Below are 23,445 nucleotides of genomic sequence, written 5' to 3' on the forward strand. Positions count from 1 at the left end.
ATTCGTAGTCGACCGCGCCGCACGCTGGGATTCACGGTTTCGGGCGGCGAAATCGTCATTCGATCGACGCACGTGGATTCGCCGTTTCTCCACTGCCCGGTCCGGGTTGGAGCTTAAACTACCTCAGCCGCAACGTGCACAACCATTCGAGAGGGTCGGGAAAAACTCGAAGATAAACACCCGGGAGGTGTGAAATGCCGGAGACTGGTCATCGGCGCATGTCACGTCCATTGTTGATTGCGAGCATGTTGCCGCTTGCGGTCTTTTTAGGCACGGGAGTGGCCACGGCGTCTCCCGGCGATCTCGTTCTCACCCCGGCCGACGCCGCGCAGGCACCCGCTGTGCCGCCGCTGGCAGTGGACTGGCAAACACTGGCGCACGATGTGCAGGGGTTGATTCCCGTCCCGGTGCCGCTGCCCCTGCCGCCCGCCGACGCTCCTGTCGTCCAGGGCAATTCGGCCGTCGCCCCGCAGAACGCACCCGGCGACGACGGATCGGCCCAGGCGGCGACAGCAGACGTGCCGTCCGTCGCCACCGCGGCTGCTGCCGTCACGGCCCCGGCGCCCGTCGACACGACGGCCGCGTCGCCGGCCCCGATCGCGGATGCGCTGCCCGTCGAGGACCAGCATCCGATCGAGACGTTCTGTGAACAGGTTCCCGCCGATCCCGATCGCTGTGCCGCCACGGTGGTCGATGCCGGGGTCGGTGCGGCCATCGGTGCAGGCATCGGCGCGGCGGTGTCCGCGCCCCTCGCGATCCCCGCCGCGGCGCTCGGTGCGGCGGCCGGATTCGTCGTCGGTATCCCGTTCCTGCCGACCGGTCTGGTGGCCGGCCCGCTGATCGGCGCGGCCGTCGGCGCCGCGGTCGTCGCCGCACCCGCTGCCGCGCTCGGTGGGGCACTCGGTGCGGCGGTCGGCGCGATCGTCGGGATCACCGCGCCGCTCCCGCCGAAATCCACTCCCACCGATGCGCCTATCCCCGCCGATGCATCCACCCCCGCGGCGGCATAGCGCACGGTCACCGCGACGTCCCTACCCCCTCGCGGTCTTCGCGACTGCGAGGGAATGGGGATGTCGTCAGCCGGAAGGCCGCACGTCATGCCGGAGGTCATCGACGGACTCCGGAACCGGCCCGAAAGTATCGACGGCACAGTGAATTCCGATGTGCTCGCACATTTCGCCCCCGGCTTCCGGCGTCCGACGGCGGTCGAGAGCGTTCTCGGCTCGCCCCGGCCGAGCCGGCCCGACTATCTGCCGCTGCCGACGGGGATGTCCCGGGAAGGACTCCAGCATGCGAGCGATGACCGTGCGCGACCGTGATTCCGGTATCGCCGGGCTCACCTCGACCGATATGCCCTACCCGCACGCCGCGGAGAACGACGTCGTCGTGCGGGTGCACGCCGCCGGCTTCACGCCCGGCGAACTCGACTGGCCGACAACGTGGTCCGATCGTGCCGGCCGCGACCGGACACCCACCATCCCCGGACACGAGCTGGCCGGTGTCGTCGTCGAACTCGGCTACGGAACCACCGGTCTCACCGTCGGCCAGCGGGTATTCGGGCCGACCGACTGGGCGCGCAACGGATCGCTGGCCGAATACACCGCGGTGGAGGCCCGCAACCTCGCCCCGCTCGCGGCCGATATCGACTACATCGTGGCCGCCGCGCTGGCTATTTCCGGCCTGACCGCATGGCAGGGGTTGTTCGACCACGCCCACCTGACAACCGGCCGGACGGTCCTGATTCACGGCGCCGCAGGCGGTGTGGGCTCGATCGCGGTGCAACTCGCGCGCGAGGTGGGCGCGCACGTGATCGGCACCGGCCGAGTCGGCGACCGTGACCTCGTCCTCGGACTCGGCGCACAGGCCTTTCTCGATCTGGACAGCGACGACCTCCGGGACGCCGGTGCGGTGGATGTCGTCTTCGACGTGATCGGCGGCGCGATCCTCGAGCGCTCGACCGAACTGGTCCGTCCCGGTGGCACTCTCGTCACCATCGCCATGCCGCCGACCACGCAGCCCAGGGACGGGCGCGCCGTCTTCTTCGTCGTCGAACCCGACCGCGCGCGGCTGGCCGATCTCGCCCAGCGGGTGCGGTCGGGGCGGCTCGAGCCCATCGTCGGCTCCGTGCGACCGCTCGCCGACACGGCGTCCGCATTCGCTCGCCGCCACCGCACACCGGGCCGGACGATCATCCGGGTCGCCGACGAGTAGCGGGACACGACCTCGACGCCGATGTCGATGATCTGCTGCGCGCGGCGATCCGGCGCGCGGCGCAGCTGCCCGCCACGCACGGTGCCGAGCTGCGCACGATCCGCCAGATCGTGCTGAATCTGGGCGCATTCGGCGGCGGTGCCGCCCTGCGCGACCGGGAGTACAGCGCCTTGTATGCCCGGCAAGCCGCACTACTACGGCGCGGTCAGGACCATGGACAGCTGCGCGCGGACCTCGATCCGCAGCTGTTGGCGGTGACGTATCAGGGGATGGTCGACAGCATGCTCGACTATCTGGACACCAATCCGGATGTCGACCCCCTGACCTATGCCGACCATGTCGCCGATGTCCTCCTCGCCGGAATCACGCCGCCCGGAAAACGATGAGCCGTGGCGGCCGCGTCCGCGTCGGATCACGAGATGGCCGCAACTCGGCGGCGGCGTCGAAACCCTCCCCTCGGAGGCCCCCGGCAGGCGACCGCGCGTCGATAGTATTGCCGCGCTCGACTACGACGCCGCCACGGTGATCGCGCCCCGTCCACCGATGCCGGCAGCACGCGGAAAAACCCGTCGCCCCAGGCAATCCGGGGCCTCCGAGTTCGAACCCAACCGTAGGAGCAGCATGAAAGTCTCCGTCATCGGCACCGGACTGATCGGCTCCCAGGTGATCCAGCGCCTCACGGCCGCAGGACACGAGGCATCCGGGCACGCCCGCTCGACCGGCCTCGACCTGCTCACCGGGCAGGGCCTCGACGACGCGCTCAGCGGCGCCGAGGTCGTCGTGAACGTGACCAATTCACCGACCTTCGACGATGCGTCCATCGACTTCTTCCGCACCACGGTGACCAATCTGCTGGCCGCCGCGGAGGCGGCCGGTGTCGGGCATCTCGTGACGTTGTCCATCGTCGGTGTCGACCGTGTGCCGGCCCTGGCCTACTACCGGGCGAAAACCCTGCAGGAGAATCTGGTCGAGGCGGGGCCGATTCCGTACTCGATCGTGCGCGCCACCCAGTTCATGGAGTTCGTCGCACCGACGATGGACGCGACCACCGACGGCGACGCCGTGCGCCTGCCCGCCACCCCGATCCAGCCGATCAGCTCCGCGGAGGTCGCCGCCGAGGTCGCGGAGGTGGCCGCCGGCGCACCACTGCGGGGCATTCGCAATATCGCGGGTCCGGATGTCTTCGCTCTCGACGAACTCGGCCGCATCACACTGGAAGCCACCGGCGACCACCGCCACGTCGTCACCGACAACACCGCGGGCCTGTTCGCCGCGGTCGAAGGCGATGAGCTGACAGCGCCCCCGGACGCCCACCTGGCCAGCACCCACTACCGCGACTGGCTGCGCTCGCACTGACCGGACGCGCCTGCCGGTTTGCGCAGGGCATCGGTACCTTCGACATGGTTAATGGCGGGCCTGGGGCGGACCTGCGTGGCTTCGCCGCGGCGACCGGTCCGGGCGGGGGAACCGATCGAACTCGTCCACGACGACATCCACGGTCTCGACCTTCCCGATGCCGTCGTCGACCGCACACACCGAGCCGGTGCTGCAAGGCGAAGGCCGGACCTAGGGCCGGTGCGGCGACCGGACTGCCCTCACGTCCGGCCGGTGCGGTAGGCGTCGAGGATCGGTGCCAGTTCGTCCGGGGTGGCGCCGTGCAGGATGACTCGGTCTGCGCCGTAACCGAATTCGTCGCGGATGCGGCGGGCGCACTGTTCTGGGCTTCCGGTGGCGGCGGCTGCGAGCCACTCGTCCGGAATCAGGCCGGCGATGTGTTCGATCTGGGTGACGCCGGCCTTGCTGTCGATTCCGCCGGCGACCGATTGCACGATCGGGTCGGCACGGAAGCGTTGCAGCACAGCGGGATCCCAGTCATTTGTGCGAACCAGGAGGTCGCCGTAGCCCTGGAGATAGGTCGCGAGGCGTGCCACTGTCTTCTTCAGGCGCAGTTCCTCGGGCAGGTGGTCGCCGACGGTGGCCAGGCAGGACCACACTCGCACCGTGGCGGGGTCCCGTCCGGCTCGTTCGGCAGCCGTTTTTACCGTGGTGACGCAGCGCTGCAGGGTCTGTGGCGTGAAGTAGGTGTGCAGGATGACGTCGTCGAAGACGCGGCCGCCGAGTTCGAGTGTGCGCGGTCCGAAGGCGACCAGTCCGAGCGGGATGTGTTCGCGAAAATCGCTGTCCAGGAACAGAACCGGGTATTTCCCGATCGGCCCGTCGTGGCCGATCACGGCTTCACCGCGCCACAGCCGTCTCATCACGCCGGCGAAATCCTCCAGTTGCGCGGTCGTCACCGCGGGAATGCCGAAGCCGGCATAGAGCGCGCCGATGCCGCGGCCGATGCCGAGGGTGAAGCGGCCTCCCGACAGGCGATGCATGGTGGTCGCCCACGAGCCGGTGATGAGCGGGTGGCGTGTGTTGTGGTTGGTGGCCGCGGTGGCGATCCGCATGCGTGTGGTGACGGCGCATGCCGCACCGGTCAGTGAGGATGCTTCCTTGATATTCCATCGTTCCGAGATGAACGCGGTGCCCAGGCCGAGCTCCTCGCCTCGGCGGGCCTCCTGGACCAGCGCCGCGGGCCCCTCACCCCCCGCTCCCGCGAGAAGATAGTAGCCGAGTTCCGAAAGTTGTTCGGGCACAGACGAATCGGCGTCGAGCCGCTCTGGTCGGCCGCTGCCGTCGGAGGGGTCGGTCATCTGCGAGTCCTTTCTCGTTGCGGACCACTGCGCGGATGGTCGATCTCCTGCGGGTGAAGAACCTCGCGGCGTCCGTGATCGCCTCCTCGATCGGGTGTGGTGTCCCGCCGAGTTCGCGTTCGGCTTCGGTCACCGGCTCTCCGATCACAGGGCCTGTTCGCCACGACGCGTCGGAACTGCGGCACCCGAGAGGGGATGTGGCTTGCGGACTCACCGAAAATAGACACGTGTCTTGCCGAGTGTCAACAGTCTGCGGTGGGTAAGGCGCGGACGCCGGCGCGCACATCCGCCCGGCGCCGCTACGCGAATCCGGTTGGGTCCGCGATCAGCTCGGGCGGTGATCCGATGTTCCGATGAGTAGGAGACTCACGTCACAGATGCGGGTTCAGCGGCCAAGCTGAGCTGTATGTCCAACACAGTGCTCGGCAATATCGACAGAATCGCCGAGGAGATCCGCAACGGGGCCGACGAGGGTGACTCGCTCGGCCGGCTGCCCGACGACATGGCCAAAGGGCTGAAGGACGCGGGCGTCATCCGGATGCTGCAGCGCAAGGAGTACAACGGCTACGAGGCGCATCCGCGCGAGTTCGCCGAGACGGTGATGAAGACCGCGAGCCTCTACGGTTCGGCGGGCTGGGTGGCCGGCATCGTCGGCGTGCACCCGTGGCAGCTCGCCTTCGCCGATCCCAAGGTGCAGGAGGAAGTTCTCGGCGCGGACACCGACACCTGGATGGCATCACCGTATATGCCCGGTGGTGTCGCGGTTCCTGCCGACGGCGGATACGTCATGAGCGGGCGCTGGCAGTTCTCCTCCGGCACCGATCACTGTGACTGGATCTTCCTCGGCGCTTTGGTCGGCGACGCGGACGGCGAACCGATCATGCCGCCGCAGCCCCTGCATGTGATCCTGCCCCGCTCGGACTACGAGATCGTGGCGGACTCCTGGGATGTGGTGGGGCTGCGGGGCACCGGCAGCAAGGACATCGTGGTGCGAGACGCGTTCATCCCCGATTACCGGGTGATGGACCAGGGCAAGGTCATCGACGGCAGTGCCGCCGTGGAATACGGCGTCACCGAGACCCTGTACAAGATGCCGTGGTCGACCATGTTCCCGCTGGGCATCACCTCGGCGACGATCGGCATCTGTGAGGGCGTGCTGGCCGCCGGCATCGACTATCAGCGAAATCGGGTGGGGGCCACCGGAACTCTGGTCAAGGACGACCCCTACGTTCTGCACGCGCTCGGCGAATCCGCATCGGAGATCGATGCCGCCCGTCAGCAGCTGCTCGCCAACGTCGACCGCATCTGGGACCTGGTCGACGCGGGCAAGGAGATCGATTTCGCGATGCGCGCCGCAGTGCGCCGGGATCAGATCCGGTCGGCATGGCGGGCGGTCCGGGCCGCCGACGACATCTTCGACCGCGCCGGAGGCAACGCGCTGCGCATGGACAATGCGCTGCAACGGTTCTGGCACGACGCTCACGCGGGGTTGCACCACGCCATCCACGTCACCAGCACGACCTATCACGCGTCGGCCATGGCCTCGCTGGGTGTGGAAGTACCGCAGGGTCCCCTGCGCGTGATGATCTGACCGAGCGAACCGAATGCGAGTTGTCTTCATGAGTGAAAGCAGTTGTACATGAGTGAAATCAAGGGGCTCGGCTACATCCGGGTGCTCGCCACGGATGTGGATCGCTGGCGGGAGCTGGGCTTCGATGTGCTCGGCTTCGCACCGGGATTCGGGGACGAAAAGGACGCGCTGCATTTCCGGATGGACGAGCGCCCGTCGCGGATCACCGTCGAACGTTCCGATGTCGACCGGGTGAGCGCGGTCGGCTGGGAATTGCGGGACGGGCCGGCGCTGCGCCGGCTGGAAGCGACATTGCGGGACGCCGGATACGAATACACCGCCATGTCACAGGAATTGGCCGACCGCCGCAAGGTCGAAGCCGGTATCTGCATGACCGACCCCGGTGGGACGCCGCTGGAGTTCTTCCACGGTCCGGTACTCGAGCACAGTCCGGTGGTCACCAAATACGCGCAGCGATTCGTCACCGGCGCACAGGGACTCGGGCACGTGGTGATGCCGACCGCCAACTTCGAGGAGTCCTACACCTTCTACACCGAGACGCTGGGCTTCCTGTCGCGCGGGGCGTTCCGGATGCCCTCACCTCCCGGTGCCGGACCGCTGCGGATCAGGTTCCTGGGAGTGAATCAGCGCCACCACAGCCTGGCGATCATGCCCGCGCTGGAAGGCCGTGATCCCGGGTTGATTCACGTGATGGTCGAGGTCGATTCGCTCGATGCCGTCGGGCAGGCGCTCGACCAGGTGATGGCACGGGATTTCCCGGTGTCGTCGACACTCGGCCGCCACACCAACGACAAAATGGTGTCCTTCTACGTCGGGGTGCCCGGCGGCTGGGATATCGAATACGGCACCGCGGGCGAATTGGTCGACGAGTCCTATTACACCGCCGAGGAGATCACCGCCGACAGCTATTGGGGACATGAATGGCTGTGGGCCAAGCAGATGAAACAGGCGTGAAAGGACGGTGGACATGACAACGACGCATGACGAGGTACGCCGGATCGAGGCAGGGGCAGTGCCCACGCGATTCGCCCGCGGCTGGCATTGTCTCGGGCTGATCAGAGATTTCGCCGACGGACGGCCGCATTCGATCCGGGCCTTCGGCACCAAGCTGGTGGTCTTCCGCGGTGAGGACGGCCGGGTCAACGTGCTCGACGCGTTCTGCCGGCATATGGGCGGCGACCTGTCCGACGGCGAGGTCAAGGGCAACGAGATCGCCTGCCCCTTCCACGACTGGCGCTGGGGCGGCAACGGGCGCTGCAAGCAGATCCCGTACGCTCGCCGGGTGCCGCCACTGGCGCGCACCAGGGCCTGGACGCCGCTCGAGCAAGACGGCATGTTGTTCGTCTGGAACGATCCGGAGGGCAATCCGCCGCCGGAGGACGTCACCATCCCGCGGATCGCGGGTGCTGGCGCCGACAACTGGACCGATTGGCACTGGTACACCACGGTGGTCGACACGAACTGCCGCGAAATCATCGACAACGTCGTGGATATGGCGCATTTCTTCTACATCCACGGCTCCCTGCCGACCTTCTTCAAGAATGTCTTCGAGGGACCGGTGGCGACCCAGTACTTCGAAAGCGGCGCTCGCGCCGACCTACCCGGACCGGTGGGCCAGCCGCAACTGCTCGGCACCTCGTCGGTGGCCTCCTACTATGGGCCGTCGTTCATGATCGACGACCTCGTCTATCACTACGAACACGGCGACTACAAAACCGTGTTGCTCAACTGCCACTATCCGATCGACGAGAATTCGTTCGTCCTGCAATACGGCATCATCGTCGAGAAGTCCGAGACGCTGCCCGAGGAGCAGGCGATGGCCACTGCCGTCGCGCTCGGCGACTGGGTCAAGCTCGGCTTCGAGCAGGACGTCGCGATCTGGAAGAGCAAGGCGCGCATCGACAATCCGCTGCTCTGCGAGGAAGACGGCCCGGTATATCAGCTGCGCCGCTGGTATCAGCAGTTCTACGTCGATGTCGCCGATGTCGCTCCCGAAATGGTCGACAGGTTCGAATTCGAACTCGACACCACGCGACCGCTGGCCGGCTGGGAGGAGCAGGTCCGCGAGAACATCGCCCGCAAAGCGGCGGAGGCGACTTCGTGACGCCGATCGACGAACGCGTTCGGGAGGTGCCGATGGCGCCGGTCGAGTGCCGGCAGTGCTCGCAACTTCGCGAATCCATCCGGGCTGCCGCGGAATCCGGGGAACTGCGCGTACTCGACAGCGCGGTGAGCTGAGCGCGGAGGCAACGGGCCCCTGCCGTCATCCGACGGCAGGGGCCCGTTCTGCTGCGCGTGCCCGAAGGTGCGATGCTCTGTCATCCCGCGGGAGGACGCATCGCTGCATCGGCGCAGCGACCGTCAGACGCGCACCGCCCGCGGCTCGATCCGGCGCGAGGCCGAGGCCGCGCGCCGGATCTCGTTCGCCGCCAGGCGCACTTCCGATACGACCGCCGTGGTTTTGATCGAGCGCGTCGGACCGCACAGGGACACCGCCATGCGACCGCGGTCCACGTCGATGTCGAGCGCGGCCGCTACCACCGTGACTCCCAGGGCGCAGCCCTGCGAGTCCACGGCGACCCCGCTGCGAGCGCGGACCTTCTCCAACTCGCGTTCCAGTTGCCGGCGAGTCCGCACGCTGTAGCGGGTGGGGGCGACGGCGAACGGCAGCTCGGGCCACTGCTCCGGATCCATCGCCGCGAGCAGCGCATGACCGGCCGCGGTGAGTTCGACGGGCTGGCGTGCGCCGACCGCCCACTGCCGCCCCGGCATCGGCCAGGCTCCGACCCGATGGAGATGCAGAATTTCGGCGCCCGACAGCAGGCTCAGATGTGCGGTCAGACCCGTGCGCCGGTGCAATCCGGTCATGACGGCCGTCGCCACGTCGTTGAGGCTGCGCTGGCGCACCACCTGCGACCCGAACTCGAACATCCTTATGCCCAGGACATATTCGAAGCCGTGGCGTTCCACCCAGCCGAGTTCCACGAGCCGCTGCAGGATTCGATGCGCGGACGAGCGAGGCAGTTGGGACCGCCGTGTGATGTCGGCCAGCGTCATGGGCCTCTGCCCGACGAATGCTTCCAGCAGCGACGCCACGCGATCGATCATCGCGTTGGGGGTCTGTTCGAGCTGCACCGTTGCCATCTGTTGCCTCCAAGCGCCACACACCGGCAGAATGTGACTATATGTCAGATTCTGACAGGCTTGAGTGTAAGCGTTACCGTGGACTGCGATCAAGGAGGACAGAGGCCGTGAGCAAGTCGTCCAGGCCGACGCTGACCGAACGCCGCGCGGAGGAACTGCGTCTGGCCATCGCGAACACCGCGCGCGATATGTTCGTCGCCGACGGTGACACCTCCGCGACCGTGGAGCGCATCTGCGAGACGGTCGGCATCGCGCCGAGGACTTTCCATCGCCACTTCCCGGTGAAGGAAGACGTCATGGGGCCGTTGTTCCGGCGCAGCCAGGCGATCATCATCGACTTCCTGAAGAATGCGCCGGCCGACGCCGACGTCGCCGAAACGCTGGCGCGCGCGTTCACCACCGAGGTCTACAAGCGCCGGACGCCCGAGTCCGACCGCACATTCATGACGTTGATGATCCATACGCCGCAGTACCGTTTGCGCTGGCTGGAATGGGGCGAGCAGCTCTGCGGGCCGATCACGGAATTCCTTTCGGCGAGAGTCGAACTCGGCGACGATCCGTTTCTGCGCCGACTTCCGGCGGAGCTGATCGTGCACACCAGCCGCCAGGCCTACATCCAGTGGGTCGACCAGGAGGTCGGCGGCGATTTCTCCGAGGTGGAGGCTTTGCAGCTGCGCGGCATGAAGATGCTGCTCGTCGGTCTGCGAGCGGTGATGGGGCAGCCCTCGGCGCCGGTCCCGTAGCCGCACAATAGGTGCGGCGGAACCGGCGCCGGCACTGTGGCTAGCGGGCGAGGAACGCCGAGACGGTCGCCTCCCACGCCTGCTTCTGCTCGATCATCACCCAGTGCCCGCAGTTCGGGAAGATGTGCACCTCGCCGTGCGGCAGGGTCCGCATCGCGATCAACGACATGTCGACCGGGCTCACCCGGTCGTCACGCCCCCACGTGATCAGCGTCGGAACGGAGATCCGGCGCAAGTTCGCCCAGCCCGGTGTGACATCGGCGGCACGCGCCGCCTCCGCCATCCGTGCCAGCGCCGCACGTCCGTACATCCGCCGCGAATTCTCCAGGACGCCGGGTTCGGTGGCCTGCTGCCAGCGCTGTTCGATCAGCTCCTCGGTGAGCATGTTCTGGTCGTAGACCATCGAGCGAAGCCAGGCGACCAAGCTGTCGCGGGTCGGATTCTCGACGAACTCACTGAGCCGGATGATTCCCTCGCCGGGCTGCGGACCGAAGATCGTGGTGCCGATGCCGCCGATGGTCACCAGGCGCTCGACTCGCTGCGGCGCGGCGAGAGCGAATTCCGTTGCCACGAAACCGCCCATCGAGTTCCCGATGATCCGGACGGTCTCGAGTCCGAGCCCGTCGAGGAACGCGGTGACCGCCTGCTGCGCCGACATCATCGGATGTGCCGCGCCGAAGTCGTCGCTGACCCCGAATCCGGGGAACTCGAGAACGAGCGTGCGGTACTGCTGTGCGAACGTCGGCACGTTACCGCTGAAGTTGCGCCAGCCGGTGACACCGGGTCCGGATCCGTGCAGCATCAGCAGCGGCGGGCCCTCGCCGGTGTCGCGGTAGCGCAGGACGCCGTGTTCGGTGGGCAATTCCAGCAGTTCGGGGACGGCGTGGGCGTCGACGGAGGTACTCATATGCCGAGCCTGCCATCGCCGAGGCGCGGCACCGGCGATATTTCCCGTTCAGCGGTCGGCTAATTCTGACATTTTCATCAGAAAAGCTTGACGCGGCCGTGCTCCACAGTTGATGATTTCATCAACAAAGAGGTGTGGAGGTGTCGTGACTAGCATCGACGAGGGCGTCGGAACCGGGCGGACCGTGCGGGTCGGCGATCGGGAGATCTTCTTCAGTGAGGTCGGATCCGGCCCGGCTGTGGTTCTGTTGCACGGTGGTGGCGCCGGCGCGACCGGGTTGTCGAATTACTCCCGCAACATCGACGCGCTGGCGCGAAAGTTTCGTGTGATCGTGCCGGACATGCCGGGCTACGGCCGGTCGTCCAAGCGGGTGAACCAGTCCGATCCGTTCGGTGACCTCGCCGGGGCGATCGGCGGGCTGCTGGACGAACTGGGCATCGCGTCCGCGCACCTGATCGGCAATTCCTACGGTGGCGCGGCAGCCCTGCGGCTGGTGATGGATCGGCCCGAGAAGGTCGACAGGCTGATCCTGATGGGGCCCGGTGGCGTGGGCACCACGCGGGCCCTGCCCACGGCGGGGCTGCGGGAATTGTTGAGCTATTACACCGGCTCCGGACCCAGCCGGGAGAAGCTCTCGACGTTCATTCGCGAGTATCTGGTCTACGACGGCAGTGCGGTGCCGGACGAGCTCATCGAGGCCCGCTACCGGGCCAGCCTCGACCCGGAAGTGATAGCGGACCCGCCGCTGCGCCGGCCCTCGGGACCGCTGGCGTTGCGCACGCTGTGGAGAATGGACTTCACGCGTGACTCGCGCCTGCGCAAGGTCGCTCATCCGACGCTGGTCGTGTGGGGGGCCGACGACAAGGTCAATCGGCCCGCCGGTGGGCGCATGCTGGCCGACGCCATGCCCGACTGTGATCTGTACCTGGCGGCGAATGCCGGCCACTGGGTGCAGTGGGAACGTGCGGACCTGTTCAACACCCTGGCCACCGCCTTTCTCGAGGCGGACCGATGAGCGAGTTCCTCCGCCCGCGCACCGATGCTTCGGTGTTCGGTGCGGTGCACCTGGGATACGTTGTCGTGCAATCGCATCGGCTGACCGACTGGCGGCGCTTCGGGGCCGATGCGATCGGGTTGCACGTCGACGATCTCGACAGCGATACCGTGCGGTTTCGCCTCGACGATCGCTCCTGCCGGTTCCTGATCCGCCGGGGCTCGGCCGAGGACGTCATCGCGTTGGGCTGGCAGGTCGACGATCATGAAACCTTCGACCGCATCGTCGCGCGGGTCACCGAGCGCGGGATCCCGGTCATCGAGGCGACACCCGAGGACGCGGTACTGCGAGGGGTAGAGCGGTTGTGGCGCTTCGCCGGCCCGAAAGGCATCGCCCAGGAAATCTTCACGACACCGGTCACCACCCCGGAGCCGCTGCGAATGATCAGCTCCGGCTGGGTGACGGGTGAGGCCGGACTCGGGCACGTGGCGATGATCTCGCGCGAACCGGAGGCGATGCGCGGCTACTACCAGACCGTCTTCGATTCCCGGTTGTCGGACTACATCGACGAGACCGTGTCCGGGCTGAAGATGAAGATCCGATTCCTGCGGGTCAACGAGCGACACCACTCGATCGCCATCGCCAACGTGCGCGGTGTGAAGCTCGATCCGATTCGAACCTCGGTGCAGCACATCAACATTCAATCCGCGACGCTGGACGATATGCTCGCCGCTTTCGGGCGGGTCACCGCGCTCGGGTTCCGGATGCAATGGTCGGTCGGTCAGCACACCAACGACAGGGAGTTGTCGTTCTACTGCGTGACCCCCTCCGGTTTCGAGCTGGAGGTCGGCTGGAACCCGATCGTGGTCGGCCCTGAACTCGAATCCACCTGGGAGCCGAGGACCTATCAGGGCATCAGCATCTGGGGCCACACCCCGGTGGGAGAGACCGTCCTGGGCAAATTCGCCCAGTTCCGGCAGGCGCTGCAGACGATCGGAACTCCGGAGATCACCGTTCCCGAGCTCGCAGAAGGATTGTCACGATGAGTACCACCGACTACGACGTCGTGGTCGTCGGCCTGGGCCCGACCGGCCTGACCCTGGCCAATCTGCTCGGCCGTCGCGGGATCAGCGTGCTGGTGCTCGAACGCGAACCGGAATTCTACGGCTTGGCCCGAGCGGTCTACACCGACGACGAATGTATGCGGATCTTCCAAACCGCCGGTACCGCAGACGAACTCGCCGCGGATATGAACACCGACTCCGCCGTCCAATGGGTGCGCCGCGACGGACGTGTGCTGGTGCAGTTCAAACAGGTCCAGCGCCCGCTGGGCTGGCCGGTGGTCAACTTCCTGTACCAGCCCTATCTGGAGAACGGTCTCGAACGCGCCCTCGGCAGATACCCGCATGTGACGGTGCGCCGGGGCCGTGAGGTTGTCGATGTCGACCAGGGCCCCGACGGTGTCGTCGTCGAGCACGTCGGATGCGGTGGCACCGGCTACGGTCAGCGCGAATCGGAAACCGATCCGAGCACCACCGAGCGAGTGCGGGCCGAGTTCCTGATCGGCTGCGACGGCGGGCGCAGTGTCGTGCGCACGAAGCTCGGAATCGACATGACCGGCACCAGTTTTCCGGAACGGTGGCTGGTGGTGGACCTGAAGGCGAAAGACGGAGTGGACGCCTTCCGGCACCTGCCGTACTTCGATTTCGTGTGTGACCCCGATCTGCCGATCGTGTCGTGTCCCCAACCGGACGGACATCACCGATTCGAGTTCATGCTCACCGAATCGCAGACGAAACAGGAGATGGAGGACCCGGAAACAGTCCGCCGGCATATCGCCCGTTTCGTGCACCCGGACGAGGTCGAGGTGCTGCGCAAGCTCGTCTACACGTTCAACGCCGTGGTCGCCGATCGCTGGCGCGTCGGGCGCATCCTGCTCGCCGGCGACGCCGCGCACATGACACCGCAGTTCGTCGGGCAGGGTATGGGCTCGGGCGTGCGCGATGCGGACAATCTGTCCTGGAAGCTCACCGCGATCCTGAAACACGGTGCCGGCCAGGACATTCTGAACAGCTACGAAACCGAACGCCGCCCGCACGCCGAGGCGATGATCGACTTCTCGGTCTTCAACAAATCGCTGGTGTCGGTCGACAACCCACTGATCGCGGCGGCCCGCGACATCGCGATGAAGGCCTCGTTGCGCACTCCCGGCCTCGGTGGCTGGATCCGCGCCGCCAAGATGAAGCCGCGTCCGCGGTTCCGCCGCGACGCATACCTCGGACTGCCCCGCCGACGATTCGGGTGGCGCGGCGTGGAAGGAGCGTTGTCCCCGCAACCGGAGGTCCGCACCTACGACGGCCGTCACCAGCGTCTCGACGATGTACTCGGCCTGGGTTTCTCGGTGCTCGGTTACGGCGTCGACCCCCGTGCCGTGCTCGATGCGGACGATGTGGCCGCGTTGCAAGCGCTGGGAACACGATTCGTCACCGTCTATCCCTTCGGCGGGCGGCCCCAGGGTGCCCCTGGCGACGGGCGCACGACGGGTGACGACCATGCCGATGTCGAAGACCACACCGGCGCGTTGATCCGATGGTTCGCCAGGGCCGGCGTCGGTTCCGGCGGGATAGTGCTGCTCCGTCCGGACCGCTTCGTCTTCGGCACCGCGCCGGCCGGGCACGGAGGCGAATTGGTCGCCGAACTCACCGGGCAGCTCGACGTCGACGTCAGGCGATCACCTGTTTCCGCTGTCTCCCTTGCCCATTCGACGTCTGCTGCGAGCGGCAGGCTAGGCGAGGCCGGCCGCTGACGTATCGCGCGGGGACGTATCGAGCGACGGCAGCGGACGCTGGACTATCTCGCGGGCGTCCTCGCGCGAGAGGCCCAACATGTGCAGCAGATCTTCGGTCACCGAATCGGTGGCCTCGCCGTCGTCGCGGTCGGGTTGGTCGTGCAGCAGTCGCCCGAGGCAGATCGTGGCGCCCGCGACGATCGTCATGGCCAGTTCCGGATCCCGCACGTCGAATCGGCCTGCCTCGACCGCGGATTCGATATCGCGGCGAGCGCGGGGAGCCAGCCCCTTCGTCGAGCCGGCCAGCTCGAGCCCGTTGTTGATCAGAACCTTGCTCAGGGTCGGATTGCGCCGGTGCATACGGCCCGTCAGCCGAAAGCTCTGAGCGAACACCTGCGCCGGGTCGTCGAGGTCTTCGCAGAGCAGGTCGAGCAGTGCGCCGTGCCGGTCGAGCGCCTCCTCGACCGCTGCCCGGAACAGTTCCTCCCGGCTCTGGAAATGGTTGTAGAACGAGCCCATGCCGACGTCGGCGGCTTGGGTGATCTCGACGATCGGGACGTTCACTTTTCCGTCCGCCAGCAGCGATTGCGCGGCCGTCACGAGCGCGGCGCGGGTGCGTGCCTTGCGGCGCTCGAGCCGGTTCGGCCGGGCTCCGGTCTGTGCGGTCATCGCTGCATCACCTCTTCTCGCCTCCGTGCCCGTCATAGTAGCCGCTCTTGTCAATACTGACGAAATTCTCATCAACTCTTGACTGTGGATATCTTCGTGAGTGACGATATCGTCAGTTACGGGAAGGAGCGGCCGATGAGCGGCCATCACGAAGTGCACAGCGGCCTGCACAGCGAGCACGGCGCGTTGCCGGGTGAACACCCCGGGCGTTCGCGCAACCCGGTCGTCAAGGTGCTCGACCTCGCGTGGCTCGAGTTCGACAAGCCCGATCTCGACAAGGCGGAGACCTTCGCTCACGCTTTCGGCTTCACGACCGCGATGCGGACGCCCGATCAGCTGCACCTGCGGGGCACGGACCCGGGCGCACCGTGTGTCCTGATCCGGCGCGGCGCCCTATCCCGATTCGTCGGCCCGGCCTTCCGTGCCGCCGATTCCGCAGACCTGCTGCGCCTGTCCGAGGCGCGCGGCGCTCGGATCGTGCCGCTGGCGGAGTCACTCGGGGGAGCGGCCGTCGATCTTGCCGATCCGAGCGGGCTCCGGGTGCGGGTCGTCGCCGGCGCGCATGACCTCGATGCTCTCGCCCCGCAGCCACCGCACCTGCTGAACACGGGGCACGACATCGTGCGGGTCAACGCCACCCAGCGACCGGCCAGAGTGCCGGCGCGGGTGCAGCGGCTGGGACACGTCGTCGTGCAAACCACGAGATACCGGGAGACCCTCGACTGGTACCTGGACAATCTCGGACTGATCGTCAGCGACTTCCTCTATTACCCCGGCCAGCGGGAGCGCGGGCCGGTCATGAGTTTCATCCGTTGCGATCGAGCGGGCACTCCGGCCGACCATCACACGCTCGCGCTGACCCTGGGCCCGTCGAACCGGTACGTGCATTCGGCGTATCAGGTGGCGGACCTCGACGCTCTCGCCGCGGGTGGCGAGTATCTGCGCGAGCAGGGTTATCGCCGATCCTGGGGCATCGGCCGGCATATCCAGGGCAGTCAGATCTTCGACTATTGGCGTGACCCCGACGGGTTCATGGTCGAACACTTCAGCGACGGAGACATGTTCGATGCCACCGTCGAGCCGGGCTGGGCTCCGATGAGCGCGTCCGGTTTGGCCCAGTGGGGACCACCCGCGACGAAGGACTTCCTCGGCATCAAGCCGGGAGCCGAGTCGTTGCGTGAGGCACGCGCGATCGTCGCCGCGCTGCGCGAGGACAACGAATTCGATTTCCGCCGCCTGCGCGGCCTGTTGAAAGTAGCCAACTCATGACCATCTCCGTACTGCGCACCGTCGACGGCTGGTGGGTGCGCACACCAGCGGGCGCCGCCCGGATCGACACCGCCGCGACCACCACCCGGGAGCTGCTGGCGGATCGAGGCGCCGTCCTCGCGGCAGCCCGCAGCTCCGAAACCGTTGCGGTGGAGACCCTTTCGCTGATATCTCCGGTGACCGCGCCGTGCCGCGTGGTCGCGCAGATGACGAACTTCGCCTCCCACGTGAAGGATTCCGGCGGTGACCCCGAGACCGTGCCGCTGACGTTCTTCCGCAAGGCATCGGGTTCGATCAGTGGCCCGTACGACGATGTGATCCGGCCCGCCCATGTGTCCCTGCTGGATTACGAGGTGGAGATCGGGCTCGTCTTCGGCCGGGAGATGCCGGTCGGCTCGGAGGTCACCGCCGAGAATCTCGCCGACTACGTCGCGGGGCTGGTCGTCACCAATGACGTCTCCGCTCGCGACGTCCAGTTGCCGAAAACGCAGTTCTACGAGGCGAAGTCGTATCCGACCTTCACCCCGGTCGGGCCGGCGCTGGTGCTGCTGGACGACGACGAGCTGAAGCGGTTCACCGACCTCCGGCTGCGGCTGTGGGTCAACGGCGGACTACGGCAGGACATGACGGTTGCCGACATGATCTACCGGCCGGTCGAGGCGCTGCGGGAACTGACCCGCTTCCAGCGGATGGACCCCGGTGACCTGCTGCTGACCGGAACGCCGGTCGGCACCGCGATCAGTGCCCCGCCCAAGCCGGTGGAGATCATCGGCTCCCTGCTGCCGCCGAAGGTGAAGTGGAAACTGTTCTTCTCCCGCCAGGCCCGGAATCCGAAGTATCTGCGGGACGGCGACGTGGTGGAGGCCGCGATCGGCACCGACGACGGCGTGCTCGACCTCGGCCGCCAGCGCACGGTCGTGAGGTACGCCCGATGACCGACACCGCGTCCCTGGTCGGCGCGTCCGAGGAACTGTTGTGGCCGCGCTACGAGAGCCCGGCAGACCTCGAGACGATCGAGTCGATTCCACTCGAGGCGCGTGGCTTGCCGGAATCGACGTACGCGCTGCTCGTCCGCGCCGCGACGCGATGGCCGCGGCGACGGGCACTCACTGTGCTGCCCGATGCGTCTCGCTGGCGAGAACCTTTGCAGCGCAGTTACTCCGAGCTGCTCGCCGACGTCCATCGCTACGCGAATCTGCTGCACGAGCTGGGTGTGGGCCGCTCCGATGCGGTCGCGCTCATCGCCCCGAACTGTGCCGAGCTGATTCCGGCGACGTTGGCCGCACAGCTGGCGGGCATCGCCGCTCCCATCAACGGAGGGCTGTCCGGCGATCACATCGCGGAACTGTTGCGCCGTTCCGGCGCCAGGACACTGATCGCCGCGGGTCCGGAGCTGGCGCCCGATACCTGGGACACCGCGCGTGAGCTGGCCGAGCGAGGTCTGCTGGACGCGCTGCTCGTCATGCGTCCGACGGCTACCGGGCAGCCTCGGCCGGCACTGCCGGTCATCGACGGCGTCGTGGTCGGCTACCTCGAGCTGCTTGCCGCAGAACAGGTTTCGACCGAATTCGCCGGGCAGCCGCCTACAGGATCGGATCTGGCGGCGCTGTTCCATACCGGCGGAACGACGGGTGTGCCGAAGCTGGCCGCTCATCGTCATTCCGGTGAGGTCGCCAACGCGTGGATGATCGCCGCCAACTCGCTGCTCGACGACGAAGCGGTGGGGTTCGCGGCACTGCCGTTGTTTCACGTCAACGCGCTCGTCGTCACCTTGCTCGCGCCGCTGTTCCGCGGCCAGTCGGTCGTGTGGGCGGGTCCGCTGGGATACCGCGATCTCGCCCTGTACGCGGAGTTCTGGAACATCGTGGCGCACTACCGGATTGCGGCGATGAGCGCCGTGCCGACCGTCTACGCGGTGCTGGCCCGGTGCCCGGTCCAGGCGGATTTCTCCAGCTTGCGTTACGCGATGGTCGGAGCCTCGCCGCTGCCGGCGGCAGTGCGCGAGGATTTTCAGAAACATACCGGCGTGACCCTCGTCGAAGGGTACGGCCTCACCGAGGCCACGTGCGCTACCGCGCGCAGCTTTCCGGACGTTCCCCGACCCGGCGCGGTCGGCCAGCGCATGCCCTACCAGCGCGTCGCGGTCGTCCGCGCGGCCGACAACGGGGCGTGGGAAGACCTGCCTGCCGGGGAAATCGGCGTGCTGGTCGTCGATGGACCCACTGTCTTCGCGGGCTATGTCACCGGCCGTACCGACGCCGGCCACCGCCTCGACGGACTCGGCACGGTGATCGACGGCTGGCTGAACACCGGCGACCTGGCGCATATCGACCCCGAGGGCTTCATCCATTTGCACGGTCGCGCAAAGGATCTCATCATTCGCGGCGGTCACAATATCGATCCCGCGACCATCGAGGACGTCCTGCTGTCCCACCCCCGGGTCGGCGCGGCGGGAGCCGTCGGCCGCCCGGACGTGCACTCCGGTGAGGTGCCGGTCGCCTACGTCGCGCTCACCGGGGACGCGAACGTCACCGAGGACGAGCTGGTGCGCTGGGCCGCCGAGCGTATGCACGAACGCGCGGCCGTACCGAAGACCGTGACCATCCTCGACGCGCTGCCGGTCACCGACGTCGGCAAACCGTACAAGTTGGGCCTGCGCGCCGATGCGACACGGCGCGAACTGGTCGACGCGCTGGCGAATGCGGCCGGTGTTGCCGACATCGTCGCGGCGGTCGAGGACGGCGCCGTCGTCGCGACGGTGGTGCTCGACTCCACCGCCGACCGCGCCGCGATCGAAGCTGTTCTGGCCCGCTACGCCGTCACCTGGAGAGTGGAGAGGCGTCGATGACGATCGGACCCACCGCGTTCGGCCGCGGTCCCGCTGCCATCGCGACTGTCGCCACGGTGCGGGGTGTGTTGTCGTGACCTCGCCGGTGGTACAGGTCGTGATCGTCGGCGCGGGCCCGACCGGGTTGACGGCGGCCACGCTGCTCGCCCAGTACGGGATCGAATCGCTGGTACTCGAGCGGTGGGAGGGTGTCTACCCGCAGCCGCGCGCTGTCCACCTCGACGGCGAAATCCGCCGGATCCTCGAACGACTGGGTGTCGGTGCGGAATTCGACGCCGTCTCCCGTCCGGCGCTGGGTTTGCGATTGGCGGATCCGGATCACCGCGTGCTGGCACAGTTCGATCGGGATACGACGGGCGGTCGCAACGGACATCCGGAGGCGAACCTGTTCGACCAACCGGAGTTGGAAGCGATTCTTCGTCGCAACCTGGCTCGGTACCCGCAGGTGACAATGCGCGGCAATGCGGACGTCACCTCCGTAGTCCGGGAGAACGACTGCGTGCGCGTGGAATTCACCGATCGATCGGGCGGGCGGACCGAGGCCGTACGAGCGGAATATGTCTTGGGCTGCGACGGGGCGAACAGCCTGGTGCGCAATCGAATCGGCGGACATATGCGAGACCTGCGATTCCAGCAGCGATGGCTTGTGGTCGATATCGCCGCCACGACCGAGCTGCAGCACTGGGAAGGTGTCCACCAAGTCTGCGATCCCGATCGCGCGGCTACCTATATGCGCATCGGGAAGACGCGGTACCGATGGGAATTTCGGCTGCATCCGGGTGAAAACGCCGACGATTACCGGGATTCGGCTGCCCTCCGTCCGCTCCTGGGCCCGTGGCTCGGCGAGACCGAGTACGAGCAGATGGAAGTGGTGCGCGTCGCCGAATACACCTTCCGCGCGCAACTCGCGGATCGGTGGCGACAGGGGCGGGTGTTCCTGCTCGGGGATGCGGCCCATTTGACCCCGCCGTTCATCGGGCAGGGGATGGGCGCGGGTATCCGCGATGCCGCGAACCTCGGTTGGAAGCTGGCCGGAGTGCTGCGCGCCGAGTTGCCGGCCGCTGTGCTCGACACCTACGAAAGGGAAAGGAAACCCCACGCGCGCAAGATGATTCGGCTGGCGAAGCTCACCGGGCTGACCATGACCGAAGGCGGCGAACTGGGCAACCGGTTGCGTGGCCTGATCGCGCCGTACCTGCAGCACATCCCGGGATTCGCCCGGATGGTCACCAGCGGTGAATCCCCACCACTGCGCGACTCCTCACCGGTGACGGCGAGGTGGATACACGGTCTTCTCGCCGGTCGTTTGATTCCGAACGATCGAATGCCGGACGGGCAGTGCGTCGACGACGTCATCGGCGGCCGATACGCCGTCATCACCCTGGAAGATCCGACGGCATGGGACCGCGCTGTGGTCCGCCGACGCGGCGGTGTCATCGTGTGCCCGGCACCGAACTCGGAGCTGTCTCGGTGGATGCGCCGCGGTCACGCGTCGACGCTTGTCGTGCGGCCCGACGGCACCGTGCAGGACGGTCGCGGCAGCTTGTCCGCGCTGTGTGCCTCGCTTCCGGACTTCGCGCCGAGCGTTCGGCGGTGATGCGCCGGCGTCGGCCGGCGGTGTTCAGAGCTGGGGCTGTGGTGGCAGTGGGCTGGTGGCGAGCTTGTGCGCCGATCGCTTGTTCATGCCGAACATGCGCAAGACGTGGAACGCCATGTCGTCGGTCCGCGTCTCGACGTCGGCGCCGGGTTGCGCGTCGAGCAGTTGCAGGAGACCCAGTAGGGCCCCACCCGCGGCCATCACCGCCATATCCGGGTCCATCGGGTCGAAGCGGCCCGCCTCCTGCGCGGCGATGATGTCGTGACGGGCGCGTGGGGCCAGACCTTCTTCGCGCAGCAATACCGCCATCCCGGAGTTCAGGATCACCCGGACCATCTCGGGCACCTGCCGCTGCAAACGTCCGGTCATGCGGAAACTCACCGCGAACACTTCTGCCGGGTCGTCGTAGAGCGCGACGATGGCGTCGCGCATCTCGCTGTAGACCTGCAACGCCGAGCGCACCGCCGCGTCGAAGAGTTGATCCTTCGACTCGAAATGGTTGTAGAAGGAGCCGAATCCGACGTCGGCGGCGTCGGTGATCTCCTGAATGCTCACCGCGGTTCGCCCCTCGGACAGGAACTTCCGGGCAGCACCGAGTAGGGCGTTGCGGGTGCGCTCGCGGCGCCGATCGACACGGTTGCGCGTGACGGATTCGGTGGTCATCAGGCCCTCCTGCGTCGGAATCGTCACCGAAATCATATCTGAGGAAAACATCAGACCGGTGCTGCCCGAAGCTCTAGGGCGGCGTGCCCTTCGCCGGTGTCGATCGCTACTGTGCCGTCGGCCGGGTGTCGGGCTCGAAGCCGGAATCCGGTTCCCGGACGACGTTGGTGATGATTTCCCCGAAGGCGTGCGGGTCGTCGAGGAGCCAGCCGTGCCCGCCGGGCACGGTGATCGTGCGGGGGTCGCCCAGGGCGGTCCGCAGCGACATCGACGTGGATTCCGGGATGATCGTGTCTCGCTTGCTCCACACCACGAAGACGGGCAGTCGGCGCTCGGCGAGTTCGTTGAGCTCGGAGGTGAGGTTGGCGGTCCGGGCCAGGTGCGCGACTTCCCACACCGCTGTCGGGTTCCGCAGGACGTTGGGCACCGCGTCACGCATGATCACCGGCAGGACCCGGGTCAGTTGGCGACCGGGCAGCAGGTCTGCCGGCAAGTGCAGGCCCCAGTCCCACAGCGGACGTTCACGGAGTGCGCGTGCCACCCCGCGACCGTCGGTCCATGCCGAGCCGCCGATGGAGTTCACGAGCACGAGCCGCTCGGCGAGCTCCGGTAGATCGTGCGCGGCCTGGATCGCCACGCCGCCCCCGAAGGAGTGCCCGACCACGGTGACCGGCAGCGGCAGGTCGATCGCCTCGATGAAATCTCCGACCCACCGGGCGTAGCCGGCGAGAGACCGATCCTCGATCGGCAACCCGGCCGTGCCCCCGAAGCCGGGAAGCGCGGGGGCGAAGACATGCACTCCCATTCGAACGAGTTCCTCGAGCGGGCGGGTATAGGCGTATCTCCCCAGTCCCCAGCCGTGCAGGAAGAGCACGCGGGGACCGTGTCCGCCGGCCGAATAGCGGGCGATACGGCCCTCGACGACAACCGATCGTGATCGCAGCCGCGCAGAGCGGTGATGTTGTCGTGGCTCTGACCCGGTCGGCGGCGCCGATGCGGCGGGTGCGTCGGCGATTCGATCGAGAGTCGCATCGGCAACCGCCGGGGTGAGAGCATCCTCGGTCGAACGGTCGGGTCGCAGCGGGCCTCGCCAGTGGGGCATCGGAACTCCTGACGTCGTCTCGGCGGCCTCGCCGTCGGTGCTGCGCAACCCGGTCACCCATCGTCGCGGGATGCGGCAAGCCCTCGGACGAAAAAGAAGCCGCGTCGGATCCAGACTCGTCGAGAGCGCTGTTCGGGTGGAAGGGTGCAATGTCCGGCATGGTCGGGCCACTGGTCTACGGCCGGGAGGACTTTCGGCCGCCGGATGCCCCGGATTCCACCGT

22 protein-coding genes are annotated in these 23,445 nt (G+C 67.3%); 16 read left to right on the top strand and 6 right to left on the bottom strand.

The window, feature by feature from the left end; genetic code table 11:
* Positions 1–278 precede the first annotated feature (278 nt).
* The 4 genes from A5789_RS24690 to A5789_RS24710 all read left to right on the top strand — a co-directional run bounded on the left by A5789_RS24690 (position 279) and on the right by A5789_RS24710 (position 3,567).
* Positions 279–1,010: a hypothetical protein gene (locus A5789_RS24690; RefSeq protein ID WP_064906931.1), complete on the top strand. Its 732-nt coding sequence runs from the start codon at positions 279–281 to the stop codon at positions 1,008–1,010.
* A gap of 280 nt (positions 1,011–1,290) precedes the next feature.
* Entirely contained in the window at positions 1,291–2,211 is a 921-nt protein-coding gene (locus tag A5789_RS24700; protein ID WP_064906930.1) for an NADP-dependent oxidoreductase, read from the top strand.
* Positions 2,212–2,321: 110 nt separating this feature from the next.
* On the top strand, positions 2,322–2,597 hold the full coding sequence (locus A5789_RS24705) for a hypothetical protein (RefSeq protein WP_064906929.1): 276 nt from the start codon (positions 2,322–2,324) through the stop codon (positions 2,595–2,597).
* A 235-nt stretch (positions 2,598–2,832) separates the two neighbouring features.
* A complete protein-coding gene (locus A5789_RS24710; protein WP_063015745.1) occupies positions 2,833–3,567 on the top strand; it encodes an SDR family oxidoreductase in 735 nt (244 codons plus the stop codon).
* A gap of 239 nt (positions 3,568–3,806) precedes the next feature.
* Here A5789_RS24710 and A5789_RS24715 read toward each other — a convergent pair whose 3' ends face one another.
* Positions 3,807–4,907, bottom strand: coding sequence for a TIGR03857 family LLM class F420-dependent oxidoreductase (locus A5789_RS24715; RefSeq protein ID WP_082940930.1), 1,101 nt, complete (start codon positions 4,905–4,907; stop codon positions 3,807–3,809).
* A gap of 406 nt (positions 4,908–5,313) precedes the next feature.
* On the opposite strand from A5789_RS24715, the gene A5789_RS24720 reads away from it, so the two are divergent.
* From A5789_RS24720 to A5789_RS36880, 4 genes are read left to right on the top strand one after another with little or no spacing between them, the layout of a single operon-like run.
* On the top strand, positions 5,314–6,498 hold the full coding sequence (locus A5789_RS24720; protein ID WP_064906928.1) for an acyl-CoA dehydrogenase family protein: 1,185 nt from the start codon (positions 5,314–5,316) through the stop codon (positions 6,496–6,498).
* A 48-nt stretch (positions 6,499–6,546) separates the two neighbouring features.
* Complete coding sequence (locus A5789_RS24725; RefSeq protein ID WP_064906961.1) at positions 6,547–7,452, top strand: VOC family protein; 906 nt, start codon at positions 6,547–6,549, stop codon at positions 7,450–7,452.
* Positions 7,453–7,465: 13 nt separating this feature from the next.
* Positions 7,466–8,602 carry a Rieske 2Fe-2S domain-containing protein gene (locus A5789_RS24730; protein ID WP_064906927.1) on the top strand — a complete coding sequence of 379 codons (1,137 nt, stop codon included), beginning with the start codon at positions 7,466–7,468 and terminating at the stop codon, positions 8,600–8,602.
* Positions 8,599–8,736: a hypothetical protein gene (locus A5789_RS36880; RefSeq protein WP_156511404.1), complete on the top strand. Its 138-nt coding sequence runs from the start codon at positions 8,599–8,601 to the stop codon at positions 8,734–8,736. Before A5789_RS24730 ends, A5789_RS36880 begins: the two co-directional genes overlap by 4 nt.
* A gap of 123 nt (positions 8,737–8,859) precedes the next feature.
* Here A5789_RS36880 and A5789_RS24735 read toward each other — a convergent pair whose 3' ends face one another.
* The gene (locus tag A5789_RS24735; protein ID WP_064906926.1) at positions 8,860–9,642 is read right to left on the bottom strand and encodes an IclR family transcriptional regulator; all 783 of its coding nucleotides are present in this window, start codon (positions 9,640–9,642) and stop codon (positions 8,860–8,862) included.
* Positions 9,643–9,749: 107 nt separating this feature from the next.
* Between A5789_RS24735 and A5789_RS24740 the strand changes: the two genes are divergently transcribed.
* Positions 9,750–10,385 (top strand): TetR/AcrR family transcriptional regulator, encoded by a 636-nt coding sequence (locus A5789_RS24740; protein ID WP_064906925.1) that lies wholly within the window; start codon positions 9,750–9,752, stop codon positions 10,383–10,385.
* 40 nt (positions 10,386–10,425) lie between these two features.
* Here the strand turns inward: A5789_RS24740 and A5789_RS24745 are convergent, their stop codons facing one another.
* A complete protein-coding gene (locus tag A5789_RS24745) occupies positions 10,426–11,292 on the bottom strand; it encodes an alpha/beta fold hydrolase (RefSeq protein ID WP_063015740.1) in 867 nt (288 codons plus the stop codon).
* 154 nt (positions 11,293–11,446) lie between these two features.
* On the opposite strand from A5789_RS24745, the gene A5789_RS24750 reads away from it, so the two are divergent.
* Genes A5789_RS24750 through A5789_RS24760 form a run of 3 tightly spaced genes read left to right on the top strand, consistent with a single transcriptional unit; the run spans position 11,447 to position 15,092 of the window.
* Positions 11,447–12,307: an alpha/beta fold hydrolase gene (locus tag A5789_RS24750; protein ID WP_064906960.1), complete on the top strand. Its 861-nt coding sequence runs from the start codon at positions 11,447–11,449 to the stop codon at positions 12,305–12,307.
* A complete protein-coding gene (locus tag A5789_RS24755) occupies positions 12,304–13,332 on the top strand; it encodes a VOC family protein (protein WP_064906924.1) in 1,029 nt (342 codons plus the stop codon). Before A5789_RS24750 ends, A5789_RS24755 begins: the two co-directional genes overlap by 4 nt.
* A complete protein-coding gene (locus A5789_RS24760) occupies positions 13,329–15,092 on the top strand; it encodes a bifunctional 3-(3-hydroxy-phenyl)propionate/3-hydroxycinnamic acid hydroxylase (protein ID WP_082940932.1) in 1,764 nt (587 codons plus the stop codon). The genes A5789_RS24755 and A5789_RS24760 overlap by 4 nt, the downstream gene beginning before the upstream one ends.
* On the opposite strand, the gene A5789_RS24765 is transcribed toward A5789_RS24760, so the two are convergent.
* Complete coding sequence (locus A5789_RS24765) at positions 15,072–15,743, bottom strand: TetR/AcrR family transcriptional regulator (RefSeq protein ID WP_064906923.1); 672 nt, start codon at positions 15,741–15,743, stop codon at positions 15,072–15,074. The two genes, A5789_RS24760 and A5789_RS24765, sit on opposite strands and share 21 nt — an antisense overlap.
* A gap of 135 nt (positions 15,744–15,878) precedes the next feature.
* Between A5789_RS24765 and A5789_RS24770 the strand changes: the two genes are divergently transcribed.
* The 4 genes from A5789_RS24770 to A5789_RS24785 all read left to right on the top strand — a co-directional run bounded on the left by A5789_RS24770 (position 15,879) and on the right by A5789_RS24785 (position 21,457).
* Positions 15,879–17,012, top strand: a complete 1,134-nt coding sequence (locus tag A5789_RS24770; protein WP_064906959.1) for a VOC family protein — start codon at positions 15,879–15,881, stop codon at positions 17,010–17,012.
* Positions 17,009–17,947 carry a fumarylacetoacetate hydrolase family protein gene (locus A5789_RS24775; protein ID WP_064906922.1) on the top strand — a complete coding sequence of 313 codons (939 nt, stop codon included), beginning with the start codon at positions 17,009–17,011 and terminating at the stop codon, positions 17,945–17,947. Before A5789_RS24770 ends, A5789_RS24775 begins: the two co-directional genes overlap by 4 nt.
* Entirely contained in the window at positions 17,944–19,860 is a 1,917-nt protein-coding gene (locus A5789_RS24780; protein WP_064906921.1) for an acyl-CoA synthetase, read from the top strand. Before A5789_RS24775 ends, A5789_RS24780 begins: the two co-directional genes overlap by 4 nt.
* Positions 19,861–19,933: 73 nt before the next feature.
* Positions 19,934–21,457 (top strand): bifunctional 3-(3-hydroxy-phenyl)propionate/3-hydroxycinnamic acid hydroxylase, encoded by a 1,524-nt coding sequence (locus A5789_RS24785; RefSeq protein WP_064906920.1) that lies wholly within the window; start codon positions 19,934–19,936, stop codon positions 21,455–21,457.
* Between the two features lie 24 nt (positions 21,458–21,481).
* Here A5789_RS24785 and A5789_RS24790 read toward each other — a convergent pair whose 3' ends face one another.
* Both A5789_RS24790 and A5789_RS24795 read right to left on the bottom strand, forming a co-directional pair.
* A complete protein-coding gene (locus tag A5789_RS24790; protein WP_063015768.1) occupies positions 21,482–22,120 on the bottom strand; it encodes a TetR/AcrR family transcriptional regulator in 639 nt (212 codons plus the stop codon).
* Positions 22,121–22,226: 106 nt separating this feature from the next.
* Complete coding sequence (locus A5789_RS24795) at positions 22,227–22,994, bottom strand: alpha/beta fold hydrolase (protein WP_227462826.1); 768 nt, start codon at positions 22,992–22,994, stop codon at positions 22,227–22,229.
* Positions 22,995–23,445: the final 451 nt, after the last annotated feature.

Source organism: Nocardia sp. 852002-51101_SCH5132738, assembly GCF_001665695.1.
Lineage (GTDB): Bacteria > Actinomycetota > Actinomycetes > Mycobacteriales > Mycobacteriaceae > Nocardia > Nocardia nova.

What these genes read in the sequence shown, in the direction of transcription:
- A5789_RS24700 (WP_064906930.1), top strand. Translation starts at nt 1,291, where the DNA reads ATGCGAGCGATGACCGTGCGCGACCGTGATTCCGGTATCGCCGGGCTC.
- A5789_RS24710 (WP_063015745.1), top strand. Translation starts at nt 2,833, where the DNA reads ATGAAAGTCTCCGTCATCGGCACCGGACTGATCGGCTCCCAGGTGATC.
- A5789_RS24715 (WP_082940930.1), bottom strand. Translation starts at nt 4,907, where the DNA reads ATGACCGACCCCTCCGACGGCAGCGGCCGACCAGAGCGGCTCGACGCC.
- A5789_RS24720 (WP_064906928.1), top strand. Translation starts at nt 5,314, where the DNA reads ATGTCCAACACAGTGCTCGGCAATATCGACAGAATCGCCGAGGAGATC.
- A5789_RS24725 (WP_064906961.1), top strand. Translation starts at nt 6,547, where the DNA reads ATGAGTGAAATCAAGGGGCTCGGCTACATCCGGGTGCTCGCCACGGAT.
- A5789_RS24730 (WP_064906927.1), top strand. Translation starts at nt 7,466, where the DNA reads ATGACAACGACGCATGACGAGGTACGCCGGATCGAGGCAGGGGCAGTG.
- A5789_RS24735 (WP_064906926.1), bottom strand. Translation starts at nt 9,642, where the DNA reads ATGGCAACGGTGCAGCTCGAACAGACCCCCAACGCGATGATCGATCGC.
- A5789_RS24745 (WP_063015740.1), bottom strand. Translation starts at nt 11,292, where the DNA reads ATGAGTACCTCCGTCGACGCCCACGCCGTCCCCGAACTGCTGGAATTG.
- A5789_RS24755 (WP_064906924.1), top strand. Translation starts at nt 12,304, where the DNA reads ATGAGCGAGTTCCTCCGCCCGCGCACCGATGCTTCGGTGTTCGGTGCG.
- A5789_RS24760 (WP_082940932.1), top strand. Translation starts at nt 13,329, where the DNA reads ATGAGTACCACCGACTACGACGTCGTGGTCGTCGGCCTGGGCCCGACC.
- A5789_RS24765 (WP_064906923.1), bottom strand. Translation starts at nt 15,743, where the DNA reads ATGACCGCACAGACCGGAGCCCGGCCGAACCGGCTCGAGCGCCGCAAG.
- A5789_RS24770 (WP_064906959.1), top strand. Translation starts at nt 15,879, where the DNA reads ATGAGCGGCCATCACGAAGTGCACAGCGGCCTGCACAGCGAGCACGGC.
- A5789_RS24775 (WP_064906922.1), top strand. Translation starts at nt 17,009, where the DNA reads ATGACCATCTCCGTACTGCGCACCGTCGACGGCTGGTGGGTGCGCACA.
- A5789_RS24780 (WP_064906921.1), top strand. Translation starts at nt 17,944, where the DNA reads ATGACCGACACCGCGTCCCTGGTCGGCGCGTCCGAGGAACTGTTGTGG.
- A5789_RS24790 (WP_063015768.1), bottom strand. Translation starts at nt 22,120, where the DNA reads ATGACCACCGAATCCGTCACGCGCAACCGTGTCGATCGGCGCCGCGAG.